We start from the raw sequence: 16,230 nt of genomic DNA on the forward strand, positions 1-16,230 counted from the left end.
TTATTTTGCAGCAAACGACGCCAATAGATCACACCGAATCCCTGTTCGTTGCCAAAGCGTATAGGCAAGCGCCATTGGCGTGGCGGCAATAATCATTGCGGTTGCTATCGCGGCACCGATGGCACCAAATTTCGCGGCCATAACAAAGACGAGCACAAGTCCAATAATCGCAGCAATCGTGCAGATGATTGCAGATACTTTTTCCTGCCCCATGATGGAGAGAACCGCAAATGGGCGACCCGCTGCGGCCTGCATGGTAAAGCCAATCGACAAGATAATCACCACGGGTACTGCATTGATAAATTCTGGCGCGATGATTGGGAATATGAACCGCGCACCGGCACCGATCGCGATACTGATAAGCACTGCCCCCAATACGGATAAACGCGTGGCCAGTAAGACGCGCTCGGATAATGTTTTGTGATCGTTTTTCGCATGTAATGTGGCCACGACCGGATCAAGCCCGCTCGCCAGTGCGAAGCCGGGAAAGGTCGCGAGTTGCGCAAAGCGAAATGCAAATGCAAACAAACCAATTTGAAGAGGGGTCGAAAATTGAGCGAGCGCAATCGTTTCAATGCGCCCGAGCATGATGCCCACAGCACCGCCCGCCAATAACAGTAATGCGCTGCGGGACCAGTCTCCGATATACATTTGCGATAGCGATTTTCTGCCGCTCTCTGGCCAATATTGCCATGTCCAAATCCAGCTCAGTATTGTTGCAACTGACCATGCCGCCGCCAAACTGATCAATGCTGTTTGTGGTGTTAAAGCATCAATGGTAAGCAGAAAAAGAATTGTAATAAGGTGACAGGACTGCACCAACACAAGTTGCGGAAAATAGGCGCGGCCCATTTTCATCAGCCCACGCAAGATAGATGTGGCCACACTATTGAGGCAAATGATCGGGGCGATCGCAAACCCAACAAGCGTGACCTCGAATAAAGCATCATCATGCGAAATGCCGCGATATAGAATTGAGCCGGCTATGAAGAGCGCGCTCAATGCAGCGATCACAAGAACAATAGACAGCGCAAATTTACTGACGCCTTTTAATTCAGACCATTGCGATTGCGCCGCATAACGCGCGACATTCCGGACGAGAAAAATCTCCATCCCCGATTGGACAACCGCAGCGATCAACATCGCAACGCCAAGGCCCAACGAGAAATATCCAAAACCGGCACCGCCCAACTTCGCGCCGAGTATGGCGACGATGACGAACCCCGTCCCCATATTAAATAGCCGATATAGGGTCGTTATCGCGGCGCTGCTTGCGATCGGGCCGCGTAGAATACGGTGAGATTTTTCGATGAATTGAATTGCCGTGGCCATGTTAATTGCCCGCCGCGCGCGTCGTTACACTCTCAGGCAAATGGCGAGAGACACGACCGGCAATTGCGGCGGCTCCGACTTGGGAAAGCGGAATAAAATGTCGACCAATTTTCCGAATGAAAACCATCGCCGTCTGCGGATCGGTAAAGACGCCGCCGCGGAGCGCTTCGGTCAATAATGATCGCGCGATCACTTTTTTTAACTCGTGACGGTGTTGCGTATTCAGTTGCATCTGGTCGGCGAAAACCGCCTCCATCTGTGACAGGCAGTCAAAGGTGTTGGCAATCGTCGTGGGCGTTGGGCGCTCAATGGCTTGGAAAAAACAAAAAGTATCGTTTATTTTATCACCATCTATTGCCGGGAACCGGCGAGAAGCATTTAAGATCGCAGCGCGCTGCCAAACCTCATGCTGTTTGGTGGCAAAACGGGTCGAAACATTACGGTCATGGGTTCTGTATTGAACATATATCCCCGGAATTTCACATCCGCGACCATGCTGCAAAAGCCGATGCCAGAATTCGAAATCCGCAGCGCGATTAAAACCGTGGTCGTAATATAGGTTTTCTTGTTCGATCACGGACCGGCGAAACATCGCTGATGATTGTATAAGCGGCGGCCGAAAAATCGAGATCCAGTCGAATATATGGGTCGATGACCCGTGTGGATGAACGGATTTTACATTGCCCTTAGCATCAATAAATTCATGGCCGGTTCCCACAAGAACGATATCCGGATTTCGCTCTAGGGCGTCTACCTGCCGCGCGAATCGCTCGGGCATTGCAATGTCATCAGCATCCATCCGTGCGATATATTTACCGCGTGCGTTAGACATGCCGATATTAGCGCTTTTCGGAACGGAGAGATTTGGCGCATTCGTTAGAATACGGACCCGCGTGTCCCGATTTGCATAATCGCGAAGGATATCCGGCGTTGCATCAGTAGACCCGTCGTCAATGATAATAAATTCAAAGTCCGATAGGCTTTGTTGTAAAATACTTTCAATCGCGAGGCGAATATATTGAACCTCGTTCATCACGGTCATCACGACACTGATTAAAGGCTGACGCGGATGAGGGTGGTTGCCTTTCATTACGCGGCGCTCCGATTTTTCTGGTGCCCAAGCAAGGAGCTACGCCGAAGGCCATAATTGATGATTTGAGAAATGGTTTCCGCAGGGTAAGACAGCGCCACCTGCAAATAGGGTTTTAGCTCTTTGTCATTGGCGACGGCGCGCAAAAGCCAGCGGCTAGAAAGCGCGCGGATGCGATTTTCTTCGCGTGCGTTGAGGTGATAACGCTGAGCAAATTCGCCTTCAATTTTTCGAAGTGCATCAAGCACAATAACCAAATCATGGGCCTGGCGATCTGGTCCGTTATATAAGCAATTCGCAATAAGTGCGATTTCCGCTTCGGATAGGGTGAAGTCCTGATTGATAAGCGCTCTCGCGCACAAATTTCGCGCGATGTCCCGTTGGCGCGATGCTTGTGTTGTTGAAACGCTTTGCTCGTGCATCCTGTATTGAAAACAAATGTCGTCAATCGCCTTGCCTTTGCCTTGTGCCAGGAGCCGTTGCACAAGGTCATAATCTTCTGCGCCGTCATATTGGCTTTGGTAGGGCTTTTGAATGTCCGCTAATGTTGAGCGCCGGATCATCATAGAAGGGTGGATAATCGGCATGCGAAATAACGACATCCATTCGCATTCCCAACTCTCAGTTGCTTCAACGTCCGCCCGCGTGACGCGTCCCTTCGCGTCTATGATTTGATAGCCCGTGCCAACAAATACAAAGTCAGGGTTTTCGTCCAGAAATGCGACTTGCTTTGAAAAGCGCTGCGGCAGCGAGATATCGTCTGCATCCATGCGAGCGATATATTGGCCGCGGGCGGTTGTAATGCCAAAATTTAGTGATGCCGCTACACCAATATTTTTCGGGTTGCGATAGATTTTTATTCTATCGTCCGTCTCCGCCAATTCGCGCAAGATTGTTTCTGTCTGATCCGTTGAATGATCATCAATGATGATGAATTCAAAGTCAGTGAATTCCTGATTGAGAATACTCGCTGCCGCAGAATAGAAATATTGCTCTGCGTTAAAGGCGGGCATCACAACACTGACAGTCGGGTTCTGGAGACTTGATGCCATGGTCACCCCGCCTGTAGGGCCAAAGAGTTATAGTTTACGTTATGCGATGGGGCGACACCGACAACGCTCTTCGCAAAGGCTGGCCAGGATAAGGAACGGCACATGTCGGCGATCCCGGCGCGCAAGTCGTTTGCGTCATTCTGTTCGGCGCGGGCCTTTATGGCACTTGCTAATGCATCCGGGTCACCGGGCGCGACGCGCCAACCAGTGACATTTTCCTGAACAAGATCATGAAAGCCTTCGAGGTCAGACGTAATGACTGGCTTTCCATAGTGGAAAGCCACCGGCACAACACCGGACCCGGTGACTTCAGTATAGGGAAGAACAACAACATCGGCACGGTGGAAAAACTCCGCAGCGTCTTGATCGGCGACATAGCGCGGTATGATTTCGATGCGGTCGTCAAGATGATGGGATTTTATAAGCGCCCGTAATTCCTGTTCGCCGGACCAAAATTCACCCACGATGGAAAGGTGAATGTCGTGTTGTTTACACCGGGCTAAAGCGTCCACAAGAATGTCTGCGCCCTTATAGGGGCGCATGAGGCCGAACATCAAAAGCTCAAGCTTCGATCGGCGGGGGAGCGAACCCGTTGCCGCCGGGTAGTCAAAAAGCGGATGCGGCGAGACAGAAATATTTGCGTTTTTGTTGATGCGTTCGCAGGCCTTAGCCAGCGCCGTCGTATGGGTGACAATCCCGTCAGCCGCTTTGATCTGTTTTTTGAGTAGCCAGTTCTTCCACGCCGAGGCTTCATGATCGTCGGCGTTATGAACAATCGAAACAACATTGGCGCCGCGATTGCGCAGGCCGCCTGCGATATAGCGCAGGCACGGAGCCACAAAAAATGTCCATGCGGGAATCACAACCATGTCCGGCTGATCCGCAATGATCTTTTTTATCGCGCCATGCCAGGTGAGCGGATTGATCGTATCGATACAGAAATCGGCATCGACTATCCGCGCAGAAGCGTCTTTGTCGTTCTCGCCGGGGAAGAGGAAACGCGGATATTGCCGCGCAAATGAATAGACATTGACCTCGCCATAGGCGCGCAAGGCATCGGTCAGCGCCGCCGTGTGTCTGGCGATGCCGCTGCGGAAGGGTGGAACTGGGCCAATCACCGCAATTTTCATGGGCTCTATTTGCTATGGGCATGGTTTATGCGCCGTTAAGAATTTCGGCGATTTCTGCTGGGGACGGCGTAAATCCTTAAGAATTTTGCGCCATGGTCGCGGCCATGACACGTTTGATTATTCAAATCCCTTGCCTGAACGAGGCGGAAACGATTGCGCAAACAATCGACGAGCTTCCGCGCGCCATAGACGGTATCGACCAGATCGAGATTCTTATTATCGATGATGGCTCGACCGATGAAACGGTTTCGGTCGCAAAAGCGGCGGGTGCGCATCATATTGTCTCGAATGGGGTCAATCGCGGTCTCGCGCAGAGTTTCACGCGCGGGATTGATGCGGCGCTTCGACTGGGGGCCGATATCATCGTCAACACCGATGGTGATAATCAGTATAAGGGTGAAGACGTTGCCGCGCTGGTGCGTCCTATATTGGATAATAGGGCGGACATCGTTGTTGGCGATCGCCAAACCGCAACGATTGATCATTTCTCGCCAACAAAAAAAGCGCTGCAAAAGTTAGGCAGCCAGTTTGTCAGCAATCTCGCAAACGCCGAAGTGGCCGATGCGGTGAGTGGGTTTCGGGCTTTCTCGCGCGATGCGGCCTTGGGGCTGACAGTACGGTCGAGTTTTTCTTATACGACGGAAACGATCATTCAGGCGGGGCGCCGACGGTTGCGCATTTCGTCCGTGCCGATACGCACGAATAAGGTCGATCGGCCCTCGCGCCTGTTCCGTTCAATTCCGCATTTTTTGGTGCGGACCGGACGAACCATGCTGCGGGCCTATGCGATGTTTGAACCGCTTCGGATCTTTGCGGGGCTTGGCATTTTGCTGATGCTTGCCGGTTCTGTTCCGGTAGTGCGGTTCTTGATCCATTTCTTTGCTGGCGACGGATCAGGGATGATCCAATCACTGATTATTGGCGGCGTTCTGATGTTGATGGGGGCGATCTCTGCGATGTTTGCGCTCATCGCAGATCTCGTTGCCTATAACCGGCAGCTTCTTGAATTGACGCTCGAACGCGTGCGCAAGATCGAATATGCGATGGAAGCCGACAAAACAGCTGCTAGAAAGCGTTTTCCGGCGCAGAAAATCCGCGACGAACTTAGCGCGCTAAAATCGCGTGTCGGCGGTTAACCCCACGGGCCTTTCCGTGCGGCCTCAACTGGTGAGGGCCCATCCGGGTTGAGCCTTACGCCTGTCGGCCGATCGGTCATCGCCATCAACGCATCGATTCTGTTTTGCGTATCCGGATGGGTCGAGAAAAGGTTGTCGCGTCCCTGACCTGAGAGCGGATTGATGATCATGAGCTGGCCGGTTTCAGGATGGCGCTCTGCCACATCATTCGGAATTTGCGCCGCGCCATTTGATATTTTTGCAAGCGCAGAGGCGAGCCATTCCGGATGGCCGCATATTTCTGCACCAATACGGTCCGCTTCATATTCCCGGCCGCGGCTGATTGCCATTTGAACGAGCGCAGCCGCCATTGGCGCAAAGATCATTATGGCGATTGATCCGATTAACCCGCCGGCATTGTTACGATTTCCGCCAAAGAAAAGCGCAAAATTCGCGAGCATGGTGATGGCACCAGCGATGGTTGCGGTAACGGTCATGGTCAGCGTGTCACGATTTCTGACATGGGCAAGCTCATGCGCCATCACGCCCGCAAGCTCTCTTTCGTCGAGAATGCGCAAAAGCCCGGTTGTGGCCGCGACCGCTGCGTTTTGCGGATTTCGCCCGGTAGCAAAGGCATTCGGCTGCGGGTTTTCGATAATGTAAACTTTTGGTTGCGGCATATCCGCGTTCATGGCGAGTTGACGAACCATGGATGCATAGCGGCGGATCGCGCCCGAGCTATGGGTTTCGTCAACCTCTTCGGCGCGATACATCCGAAGGACCATTTTGTCGGAATTCCAATAAGCATAGAGATTAGTGGCCGCCGCGACCAAAAAGGCGATGACGATCCCAAACCCGCCACCCAGCAAATAACCAATGCCCATAAAAAGCGCGGTCAGGGCCGCGAGCAACATGCCGGTCCGAAGGGTGTTCATCTAATCATGATCCTTTTCTGGGTTACTGGAAAATCGCGAATGCGCGTCATATATGTGTTTGGAAAACATGGCATTCAATATGAACGATGACACTTCGAACAAACCGACCTCTTCGCGACAGGACCTGCCGCCAGCGGCGCAACGTGCGCTTGCTGAGGCTGAAGAACGCCGCAAGGCGGCGAAAGCAAAGGCGCTCCCTAAGGAGATTAATGGCCCGAAAGGGGAAGAGCCGACCCGTTTCGGCGATTGGGAGAAGGGCGGACGCGCGATCGATTTCTGATCGCCGCGGATAACGCTCAAAGGTCAGTTTTCCCTCATCTGTATTCGTGGTCCCGCCGCTCTTTAGCGGCGCTGGGGCCATTGATGTTTGCTTTTCTTTTCAAGGGTGGCGTAAATTTCTGCTTGAGAACAAAATGGCAACATTCTATATTTGGTGTATGAGAGGGACCGCACAACCATTGGTGGTAATTGTATTGCTGCTGTTTTCAGTCACCGCGTCAGCGGCGGAATTTGCCGGCACGGCAAGCGGCGTCGTGGAGCGCGTAGTCGATGGCGATACCGTGAAGATGCGCGTGGGCATTTGGCTCGATCAGGAGGTTCTGATTTCGGTCCGTGTCGCCGGTATTGATGCGCCGGAATTATTCCGGCCGAAATGCGCCGCCGAACGTCAGTTGGCTGGCCGTGCAAAAGCGTTTGCTGAAGAATTTCTATCCGGGGGTATTGCGGATCTAATGGATATTCAGCGCGGGAAATATGCGGGCCGTGTTGTTGCGCGCATAGAAGTTGATGGCAACAATCTTGGTGACGCTTTGGTTGCGGCAGGACTTGCCTATCGCGGTAAGCGCGGTAATTGGTGCACGCAATAAGACGAGCTTGTCGCTATAATATCGGAACAATTTTGAACATCTGTTCCAATTAGTCTTTGAACAAACATTCTAAATTATTTGTTGCGCTGCGAAAGAGATAAGCGTTGCGAAAATGATCCAGTCACGGATCAATATTTACACTGACCCGTGTTTTGGCCCGTAAATCCGAAATTACCCGGTGCGACCGCATGTTAATTGGGTTAGGGTGGGCCGCATTAACGGGCGCAATAAAAGCGTTCGAATATGGACGGCGACCACCGGCGTGACGCTAAAGACGAATGTCGTGCTGTGCCGGTTGCCTAATGGGAGGGTTACTATGGCGAAAACCACTTTCGCAAAGCGGTTACTTGTTTCATCATCACTGATCGGTGGCGCGATTACAGCGCAAGCAATAACGCCAGCAATGGCACAGCTTGATCAGATCGTTGTTACCGCGCAGTCGCGCGCAAAAGGATTGCAAGATACACCGATCTCGCTTTCTGCGCTGCCGGCAGAAAAGATTACGGAGACAGGAATTCAAAAGTCTGAAGACCTTCAGTTCCTCGTCCCGAACTTCACGATGACGGAAACAGGTATCGCCACGAACCTTTTCATTCGCGGTATTGGTTCAGGCATCAACCAGGCGTTTGAACAATCTGTCGCTACTTATATTGATGGTGTTCACTATCCGCGCGCGCAACAAACGCGTTCGCCATTTCTAGACCTAGAGCGGGTTGAGGTTTTGCGTGGACCACAGGCAATTTTGTTCGGCAAGAACGCTGTTGCTGGTGCGTTGAATATCACCACGGCAAAACCAACAGAAGAATTTGAAGGGTATTTCCTTGGTTCATATGAATTTATGGACGAGGAATATATTCTTGAGGGAGCCGTATCTGGTCCGATTACGGATCGTATTCGCATGCGCCTTTCTGGTCGCTATCGCGACGCAAACGGATATGTCGAAAACCTGACCCTCGACCGGATGGAACCGCAACGCGAAGACTGGCTCATTCGTGGTCAGGTCGAAATTGATCTGGCGGATAATTTCCAGGCTTTGTTCAAGGCGGAAATTGGCGAATTTGACGTAATGGGGCGTCATATCGAAGTGATCGGCGAGCAGCCATCGATTGCGCCGGGACCGTTCAATGGTTTGACCTTCTCGCAAATTCTGGCCGGTGGATTTGGGGCATCGCCGACGGTTCTAAACACCACCTTTGATGGTAAGCGCAGCTCGAACGGTGATTTCAGCTATAATGACACCACCACTTATAGTGCAGCCCTGACATGGGATGCCGGTGATTTCGAAATTCGGTCAACAACTGCCTATCAGAATTTCGATTATAACGAGCTGTGTGATTGTGACTTTACTGGTGCCGTTGTTTTCGACGCGCTCCTACAAGAAGAATATACGCAGTGGAGTTCAGAGCTGCGGGTCACGTCGCCTGTTTATGATCACTATGATTTCGTTGCCGGGCTTTATTGGCAAACGAGTGATCACGACTATTTCGACCAAATCGCAGTGCCGGCAAATTCAATTCTTGTTCCGGCCATTAATGCGGTGTCGCCGGGTGCCGGTAATCTCGTCCCGGATACACAGGCGTCTCGTCAAGCTACGACCGATGGCGATATTTACTCTGCCTTTGCGCAGGTCAATCTACGGCCAATGGACCGAATTGAACTGCAACTTGGCGGCCGTCTGAGTCATGAGAAAAAAGACGGTACACGGACGCTTTCTATCGTCGATCTTGACTTCCAGCCGCTATCGATGGCGCAGTTCGGTGCACCATTGGTCTATGCAAATCTGTTCGGGATTACGTCGACGAACCTGGCCAATCTTGGCCCAACAGGTGCGTTTTTCATCTCGACGCTTGGCGAGCTTCCGGTTGCCGGTTCGTTAAAAGAAACGCGCTTCTCGCCGGACATTAAACTGGTGTTCGATGCGACCGACGACTTGCTGTTATACGCAAGCTGGGCACGCGGTTATAAGAGTGGCGGGTTTGATTTCCGCGCTAACAATAAGCTCGTGTCGCCAACATTGGCAGATGCCTTCCAATTCGGCGATGAGCAGGCGACCAATTATGAAGTGGGCGGCAAGCTAAGCATCGGCAACACAGCCGAGATTAACTTCGCGGCATTCTATACCAAGTTCGAAGACCTGCAGATCTCGATCTTTGACGGGGTTCTCGGCTTTAATGTCGGTAATGCCGCCGCCGCAGAAATCATGGGTGTTGAAGTTGATGGTCGCTGGGCGGTCACGGACTTCTTTACCCTATCCGGTAGTGCGGCGTATACGGACTTTGAATTCACGGACTTCAGAAATGGCCAGTGCTATTTTGGTCGGACGCCGGATGTTGATCTGACCGGTGATAATATTCCGGAATTGTGTGACTATACCGGTAATTCAAATCAGCTTGTTTCAGAGTTCCAAGGTGTTCTCACCGCAGACCTGCACTATCCGGTCTTTAACGGATATGAGCTGTCTTATGTGACGGACCTTTTCTATACGAGCGAGTATGACGCTTCATCGACCTATGACCCCGCATTGGTGCAGGACGCCTATGCGACTTTGAATATGCGGTTGGGCATTGGGCCGGAGAATGGCGGTTGGGACCTAGCCCTGCTGGCGAAGAACCTTACCGACAAACAGGTCCTGCAATATGGCGGTGACTTGCCGCTGGCGGGATCGACCTTCGGCGCGAAGGGGAATTACTCGTTCTTCAGCCAAGGCCGGACGCTTTGGGTACAGGCACAGGTTAGGTTCTAAGGGGAAACGCTCAACGCAAAAAACCGCGCCCAAAGAGGCGCAATAAAAACTTAACCTGTCTGGGCGGTACATGAAAATGTGCCGCCCTTTGATTTTAGGCTTATCGGTAAAAAACAGTCTCGTTGCCGGTAAAGGACCAAGGTTCTTCGAGATCGATGCAGGATGTTACGTCACCGCGCGCTTCGATCTTTAAAAGCTCCTGACCGTTTTTGCTTTCCTGCCGCTGCAACAGGATAACGCCATTCATCAGTGGGCCGATAAAGTTCGATCGAAGGCGCTGATAGCAATAAGGCGAATGATCGTTGATCTCCGCAAATGGCACATTGATCCGGCCATCACCCTTGGTGAATGACAAAAAGTCGGTTGGGATTTCACTATTGGTTTCCGCGCCCATTGTCTTGACGGGATAAAGAAGGGATGCGGTCAGCGAGGTTAGCTTGCCATGAAGGGCAAAGATCAACCGGTCCGGATCAATCGCATCGGGCGAAAGCGCAATCGCACTCACCTTTGTTGTGGCTGCATTATGCGCCGCGTCAGTGAACCACGCCCCTTGCGCGGTGCCGGGCGTATCAACCAAAGCGGCGCGGCAGGCATTTTCGCCCTTGGCGCGGCGGATGCCCCAGCTATCGCCAAGTTTATTCGCCCAATTGTCTTTTAAACCGCGCGGCAGGTAATCAATCGCGCAGCGCGCGCGGGCCGTATCTAGGTTGATGGTCGCCAAAAGATCCGGCGCGACATCAAAAACCTCAGCGCGCGCAAATGAATCTGTCCGGTAGCGTTCGGGGCGCGCCATTGGCGCTGGTGTAGCGTTAAGATCGTGCAGCCCGACATCGAAACCGTCGCTCGACCCGATGACATCACCGGTATTGACCCGAAGGGTGCTCTTGATCGCCAGGTGATCGGGCGACCCCACTTCGGTGAAGGCGCGCAAGCCGCCGACCCGCGCCAGCAGGTCAGGGTCGATCTGATCGAGCCGGTCGTAATAAAACGAAATCTTCTCACACGACCGGAAATGAACCGTCCATGACGGGCCCAATGCGCGGCCATAGGGATCGCGCAAGATGCGGCGTTCAATGGCGACAATATCGGCCTTGGCCGGGGCGAGGGCATTGGTCATGCGGCGCTCAAACGCCTTATCGCCCGACCTCGTATTGATGCGGATATAGGGCGCGGGCAAAATTTCGCCGGGTGCGGTCACGCCGCCAAGGGGCGAAACGCTAAGAACGTCGTCAATATTCGCAAAGGGGCCAGAAAAAGCGGGCTCGCCAATCGCGCATAGCCGTTCGGCCATGGGTGCGCCTTCTGCGCGCGAGAGAGTATCGGCAGCCAGTTCCCCGGCGCGTTCAACGACGCGCGTTCCGGCATTTGGCCAAGCGATGGCGGCACCAAATAGAGCTGCGGTCAATAATCCAGCCGCTAGCCGTGTGGCGTCCCCAGAACCAAACATGTGTGATCCCCCGATCATGTACCCTACGGGCCTGAAACTCCTATGCCTAATGGGCAGAGTCAAGTAGTGCGAATGCCGTGCCGGGAACCCTCGACATTGTTGGGGTTTTCCGGCTTATTCATGGTTAATTCAGGGAGACCCCAGCATGGTAAAATGGCAAGGACGGCGGGAAAGCGCCAATGTAGATGATCGGCGCGGCGCGGCCGCCGCGGGCGGGGCCGGCATTATTTTCATGGTGTTGCGCTTTGTGGTCGGGCGATTTGGTATTCGCGGGGTCATGTTGCTCGCGGTGGTGGGCCTTGGGCTTTATATGGTCGGGGTGAACCCGGTTTCCCTGCTGGGTGGGCAGCCCGTATCAACCCAGCGCGCAGCCCCCGCCGATGATGATACCTCGCGTTTCGTGCGGGTCATTCTGGCGGAAACCGAAGATGTGTGGTCACAGCTTTTCGGTCGAAATGACTACCCAGAGCCGACATTGGTTCTGTTTTCCGGCAGCGTAACGTCGGCCTGCGGTTATGCCTCTGCGGCATCGGGGCCGTTTTATTGCCCCGGCGACAAGCAGGTTTATCTTGATACGTCGTTTTTCAACGAGCTGGCCCAGCGCTTTGGCGCACCCGGTGATTTTGCGGCGGCCTATGTGATCGCGCACGAGGTCGGCCACCATGTTCAAACCGTAACCGGTATCTCAAATCAGGTCCGCAGCGCCCAACAGCGCGCCCGCAGCGAGGCCGAAGCCAATGCGCTTCAGGTAAAAATGGAACTTCAAGCCGATTGTTACGCCGGGGTCTGGGCCCATTATGCGGACCGCACCAGTAATATCCTTGAAGAAGGCGATATCGAAGAGGGCCTGCGCGCCGCAGAGGCCATTGGCGATGATACGCTACAGCGCAATGCGGGCCGCCGCGTCACGCCCGAAAGCTTTACGCATGGTACGTCACAACAGCGCCAGGAATGGTTCACCACCGGCTATCGCTATGGCGATGTAAGTCGGTGTGACACGTTTGGGTAAGGGGAGTGTTGTAATCACTTAGATTGATTTAAAAAGAGGTGTTCTGTACTTGGTATTCCCAAAATACTCATCTGTGCTTCTTTAGATTGGTTTTTCAATTTTCTGCGTACCCAATGATCATATTCGGTAATGTGTTTTTGAATTTTTCGATCCACTGTTTTGAAGGATTGTGGATCAGTGCAGAAGCCAAATGATTTCTGCCAACCATATAGCTTCTTTCCAATTTTGTCGATCGTGGCTCCGTGTGCTTTGCCTTTGTCAATAGAATAAGGTCTAAGAGAGGAGGATTTTACAAATGTCGAAATCGCGCTTTTAGATTCTTTTAGTATTGAGTTTATTTCCTTTGTTAAATCCGTAATATTTTTGTCCGTGGGGACGCATTTTCCCGGTTCAATTCGACACCCTAAGAAATTTAATCCGTTTTCGCATTTTCCTTTTGACGCCTTATTCGGATCTTTGTCGGGAGAATATAAAGAAAACCCAAATGCTTTCAGACCTTCTTCGGCTACTTTTATCGCCTGTTTCAGTGAGGTAGCGGATTTCGAAATGATTAGCAGATCGTCGATATACCTAATGGCGGTTACATCAAGGTTGTTAATTTGGTGATCAAGGTCGAAAAGTAGTACATTGCCAGCGAAGGCCGAGAGAGATGAGCCTTGCGCAACGCCTACCCCGTTTGACGGGAAAAGTGCGGCATCTGCTCCTAGTTCGCCAGCATTACTGAGGCTAATATTTAGGGCGTCGCTAATCAGTTTAAGAAGTTTTTCGTCTTTGGTTTCTTGTTTAATTATCGAAAGTACGGGTTCGACCGGAATGTCGGTAAAAAATGAGGCGATATCTGATTGGTAATAATCAGTTGCTCCACCCCCCATTGCCTTCATCGCAAGTTTTATCGCTGGTTGAACACCGCCATACGGTGCCATAAGTCCGCCAACACCAAAACGAGATCTGCTAACATCATTTAGATTGCCAAGCCTCGGATCATGCTTGATTTCAGATTTTGAGTATGGGTCTCGTGGGTTCGTGACTTTTCGGGGCTGTAAGATTTGTAAAATTGCTCTTTCAACAACGCGATTTCTGATTGTTCCGATTGAGATTGGACGAGGCTTTTTTCCCTGCCGTTCTCTCTTCTTCTTGTCTTTGAGAACGCCGATATTTTTGTCAAATACAAAACATTCTGTACGAAGCTCAATTATTATTTTTCTCAGGTATTTTTGGTGCTGGTGTTCGAATTCTGCCGCCGCACTTTTTATTTTGACGTCTTTAGACGATAACGCACTCCGTTTTACGTGCCGCCATGCAGAGAATATGTTTTGCTCAGCCCGGACCTCTTGGTAGAGAGTTTTATGTGTCATTTCTTGGTGCGGGTTCCCTTCGCTAATACATCACCCGACCGAACCGTGTAACCTATCCTCTGTGCACATAATCGTTGTGTCCACAGACGCCTCAGATGCTACTGCAACTGCTGCGTGACCAATCCGAAAGTCGAGGCGCGTAGCTATATCGAGCTCCACTGTCGGCTTCGAACCGATCAAAGATACTGCGGCGAAGATAAGACAAACAACGCCGGGAATCCGGAAAATCGCTTCCGGTTTTTATGTTCAGGTCTGCACATTTCTTCACCGTCCATGATATCTGGTTTTTGGCAATGTCAAGTGCTAAACCGTCGCGACCGCCCCGCCGATTTGAAAGCTTACTTGCTGCCGAAGGGTGACAGGTAGTCATTGTATTCACAGCATCATAAACTTCGGTCGAGTGTCGGCCATCCTCTGTGCACATAATCGTTGTGTCCACAGACGCCTCAGATGCTACTGCAACTGCTGCGTGACCAATCCGAAAGTCGAGGCGCGTAGCTATATCGAGCTCCACTGTCGGCTTCGAACCGATCAAAGACGGCTGTTAGGTAAGGTGTGGGTAGAGTATTACAAGAGTATACATGGATTTTTTTCAGTAATTATAGGTTGTATTCGCCCCTAACCCCGCCAGAAGCTGGGTGCGATCAAGACAAGAACCGTAAAGAACTCTAGCCGCCCAAGGAGCATGCCAACCGACATGGCGAGCTTTGCGGCGTCGGGCAGGGTGGCGAAATTGCCGGAGGGGCCAACGATCTCGCCAAGGCCGGGGCCGACATTCGCGACCGAGGTTCCAGCCGAAGAAATCGCCGTCAGCGTATCAAGCCCCAATCCCGCGAGGATCAGAGCCAGTGTTGCGAAGGTCGCAAAATAAACAAAAAAGAAGCTAAGGACCGAAACGAAAACATCATCCGTCAACGGACGTTGATTATAGCGTGCAACGAATACCCCGCTGGGATGGGCCAGGCGTTTAGCGTACACAACCAATGCGGCAAAGGCGACTTGCAGGCGGAACACTTTCATCCCGCAGGAGGTTGATCCCGCGCAGCCGCCGATAAACATGATGCAGAAAAAGAAGGCGATGGAGAACGGCCCCCATACGCCGTAATCGGTCGTGGCGTAGCCGGTTCCGGTCACGATTGAGGTGACGTTAAAAACCGACAGGCGGAACGCCGTAAACAGGTCCATATCCTCAAAAGCGTTCATCACCACCAGCATGGCGGTCATGGTCAGGATCGCGACCATGACGATAAAGAATTGAATCTGGCTATCCGTGAAAAGGCGTTTCCACGCGCCGCGCAAAAGCGCCGCCAGAAAAATCCCGAAGGGGAGTGACCCGATCAGCATAAACACAGTGACCACCAGGTCCAGCGGTGCGCGCCCTTGGGTCAGGAAAGCCCCAAGCGAAGAATCGCGCGTTGAAAACCCGCCGGTCGAGATCGTGGTCAGGGCGTGGTTGATCGCGTCAAACGGGCTCATGCCAAAAGCCCAGAACATCAAGAAACAGAGCGCCGTGAAAAAAATGTAGATCATGCTGAGCGAGATCGAATAATTCGTCGCATTGGCGATGAATTTCTCAGACGTATCCCACGCTTCGGTTTTGAAAAGCTGCATCCCGCCGATCTTGAGCGCTGGCGTTACGGCAAAAGCCATAATGATGATCCCGACGCCGCCAAGCCATTGCAGCATGGACCGCCACAACAATGCGCCGGGCGGGGCATCATCAAGACCGTTTACAACCGTTGCGCCGGTGGTGGTCAGGCCGGACATGGCTTCGAAAAACGCATCCACATAGCCAAGCTCTAGACCGCCGAGCGCAAACGGAACGGCGGAAAACGCCACGAGCGCAACCCATGTTGCGGTGGTGAGCAAAAAGCCTTCGCGCAGGCCAATCGTATCGATATTGCCCCAGCTCGCTGCGGCTGCGCCGCCGCCAATCATGATAGAAACAACAGCGCCAATCGCGAAAGCCGACCAGTCAGCGCGGTGCACCGGGTCTGGCGACAGCAAATCCGCGGTCATGGGGATCAACATGAATAACCCGAGTGCCGCGATCAGCACGCCCATAACCAGAAAGATGGGACGAAAATTTAGCATGTATTGCGCTCGTCACATGTATCAGGCGCGGGGGTCATTATGGTGCGCCGTTATAGTGACCA

13 protein-coding genes are annotated in these 16,230 nt (G+C 52.4%); 5 read left to right on the forward strand and 8 right to left on the reverse strand.

Annotated elements, in window-relative coordinates; translation table 11 throughout:
- Genes ABFZ83_RS13565 through ABFZ83_RS13580 form a run of 4 tightly spaced genes read right to left on the reverse strand, consistent with a single transcriptional unit; the run spans position 1 to position 4,604 of the window.
- A complete protein-coding gene (locus ABFZ83_RS13565) occupies positions 1–1,332 on the reverse strand; it encodes an oligosaccharide flippase family protein (protein ID WP_411817088.1) in 1,332 nt (443 codons plus the stop codon).
- A 1-nt stretch (position 1,333) separates the two neighbouring features.
- A complete protein-coding gene (locus tag ABFZ83_RS13570; RefSeq protein WP_411817089.1) occupies positions 1,334–2,422 on the reverse strand; it encodes a glycosyltransferase family 2 protein in 1,089 nt (362 codons plus the stop codon).
- Positions 2,422–3,474 (reverse strand): glycosyltransferase family 2 protein, encoded by a 1,053-nt coding sequence (locus ABFZ83_RS13575; RefSeq protein ID WP_411817090.1) that lies wholly within the window; start codon positions 3,472–3,474, stop codon positions 2,422–2,424. Before ABFZ83_RS13575 ends, ABFZ83_RS13570 begins: the two co-directional genes overlap by 1 nt.
- Before the next feature lie 2 nt (positions 3,475–3,476).
- Positions 3,477–4,604, reverse strand: a complete 1,128-nt coding sequence (locus ABFZ83_RS13580; RefSeq protein WP_411817091.1) for a glycosyltransferase — start codon at positions 4,602–4,604, stop codon at positions 3,477–3,479.
- A 104-nt stretch (positions 4,605–4,708) separates the two neighbouring features.
- Between ABFZ83_RS13580 and ABFZ83_RS13585 the strand changes: the two genes are divergently transcribed.
- Positions 4,709–5,740: a glycosyltransferase family 2 protein gene (locus tag ABFZ83_RS13585; RefSeq protein ID WP_411817092.1), complete on the forward strand. Its 1,032-nt coding sequence runs from the start codon at positions 4,709–4,711 to the stop codon at positions 5,738–5,740.
- Here the strand turns inward: ABFZ83_RS13585 and htpX are convergent.
- Positions 5,737–6,654 carry a zinc metalloprotease HtpX gene (htpX, locus tag ABFZ83_RS13590; RefSeq protein ID WP_411817093.1) on the reverse strand — a complete coding sequence of 306 codons (918 nt, stop codon included), beginning with the start codon at positions 6,652–6,654 and terminating at the stop codon, positions 5,737–5,739. The genes ABFZ83_RS13585 and htpX overlap by 4 nt on opposite strands.
- Before the next feature lie 79 nt (positions 6,655–6,733).
- Here htpX and ABFZ83_RS13595 point away from each other — a divergent pair, with 79 nt between their 5' ends.
- The 3 genes from ABFZ83_RS13595 to ABFZ83_RS13605 all read left to right on the forward strand — a co-directional run bounded on the left by ABFZ83_RS13595 (position 6,734) and on the right by ABFZ83_RS13605 (position 10,263).
- Positions 6,734–6,934 (forward strand): DUF1674 domain-containing protein, encoded by a 201-nt coding sequence (locus tag ABFZ83_RS13595; RefSeq protein ID WP_411817094.1) that lies wholly within the window; start codon positions 6,734–6,736, stop codon positions 6,932–6,934.
- Between the two features lie 133 nt (positions 6,935–7,067).
- Positions 7,068–7,520, forward strand: a complete 453-nt coding sequence (locus tag ABFZ83_RS13600; RefSeq protein ID WP_411817095.1) for a thermonuclease family protein — start codon at positions 7,068–7,070, stop codon at positions 7,518–7,520.
- Positions 7,521–7,836: 316 nt separating this feature from the next.
- Positions 7,837–10,263, forward strand: a complete 2,427-nt coding sequence (locus tag ABFZ83_RS13605; protein ID WP_411817096.1) for a TonB-dependent receptor — start codon at positions 7,837–7,839, stop codon at positions 10,261–10,263.
- 100 nt (positions 10,264–10,363) lie between these two features.
- On the opposite strand, the gene ABFZ83_RS13610 is transcribed toward ABFZ83_RS13605, so the two are convergent.
- The gene (locus tag ABFZ83_RS13610) at positions 10,364–11,710 is read right to left on the reverse strand and encodes a hypothetical protein (RefSeq protein WP_411817097.1); all 1,347 of its coding nucleotides are present in this window, start codon (positions 11,708–11,710) and stop codon (positions 10,364–10,366) included.
- Between the two features lie 145 nt (positions 11,711–11,855).
- Here ABFZ83_RS13610 and ABFZ83_RS13615 point away from each other — a divergent pair, with 145 nt between their 5' ends.
- On the forward strand, positions 11,856–12,719 hold the full coding sequence (locus tag ABFZ83_RS13615) for a neutral zinc metallopeptidase (RefSeq protein ID WP_411817098.1): 864 nt from the start codon (positions 11,856–11,858) through the stop codon (positions 12,717–12,719).
- A gap of 14 nt (positions 12,720–12,733) precedes the next feature.
- Here ABFZ83_RS13615 and ABFZ83_RS13620 read toward each other — a convergent pair whose 3' ends face one another.
- Positions 12,734–14,074: a reverse transcriptase domain-containing protein gene (locus tag ABFZ83_RS13620; RefSeq protein WP_411817099.1), complete on the reverse strand. Its 1,341-nt coding sequence runs from the start codon at positions 14,072–14,074 to the stop codon at positions 12,734–12,736.
- Positions 14,075–14,692: 618 nt separating this feature from the next.
- Entirely contained in the window at positions 14,693–16,168 is a 1,476-nt protein-coding gene (locus ABFZ83_RS13625) for a TrkH family potassium uptake protein (protein ID WP_411817100.1), read from the reverse strand.
- Positions 16,169–16,230: the final 62 nt, after the last annotated feature.

This window comes from Hyphococcus formosus, assembly GCF_046736345.1.
In the GTDB taxonomy this organism is placed as follows: Bacteria; Pseudomonadota; Alphaproteobacteria; order Caulobacterales; family Parvularculaceae; genus Hyphococcus; species Hyphococcus formosus.

Coding starts and splice junctions, on each gene's coding strand:
- ABFZ83_RS13610 (WP_411817097.1), bottom strand. CDS start 11,710: ATGTTTGGTTCTGGGGACGCCACACGGCTAGCGGCTGGATTATTGACC.
- ABFZ83_RS13565 (WP_411817088.1), bottom strand. CDS start 1,332: ATGGCCACGGCAATTCAATTCATCGAAAAATCTCACCGTATTCTACGC.
- ABFZ83_RS13585 (WP_411817092.1), top strand. CDS start 4,709: ATGACACGTTTGATTATTCAAATCCCTTGCCTGAACGAGGCGGAAACG.
- htpX (WP_411817093.1), bottom strand. CDS start 6,654: ATGAACACCCTTCGGACCGGCATGTTGCTCGCGGCCCTGACCGCGCTT.
- ABFZ83_RS13570 (WP_411817089.1), bottom strand. CDS start 2,422: ATGAAAGGCAACCACCCTCATCCGCGTCAGCCTTTAATCAGTGTCGTG.
- ABFZ83_RS13600 (WP_411817095.1), top strand. CDS start 7,068: ATGGCAACATTCTATATTTGGTGTATGAGAGGGACCGCACAACCATTG.
- ABFZ83_RS13620 (WP_411817099.1), bottom strand. CDS start 14,074: ATGACACATAAAACTCTCTACCAAGAGGTCCGGGCTGAGCAAAACATA.
- ABFZ83_RS13605 (WP_411817096.1), top strand. CDS start 7,837: ATGGCGAAAACCACTTTCGCAAAGCGGTTACTTGTTTCATCATCACTG.
- ABFZ83_RS13625 (WP_411817100.1), bottom strand. CDS start 16,168: ATGCTAAATTTTCGTCCCATCTTTCTGGTTATGGGCGTGCTGATCGCG.
- ABFZ83_RS13575 (WP_411817090.1), bottom strand. CDS start 3,474: ATGGCATCAAGTCTCCAGAACCCGACTGTCAGTGTTGTGATGCCCGCC.
- ABFZ83_RS13580 (WP_411817091.1), bottom strand. CDS start 4,604: ATGAAAATTGCGGTGATTGGCCCAGTTCCACCCTTCCGCAGCGGCATC.
- ABFZ83_RS13595 (WP_411817094.1), top strand. CDS start 6,734: ATGAACGATGACACTTCGAACAAACCGACCTCTTCGCGACAGGACCTG.
- ABFZ83_RS13615 (WP_411817098.1), top strand. CDS start 11,856: ATGGTAAAATGGCAAGGACGGCGGGAAAGCGCCAATGTAGATGATCGG.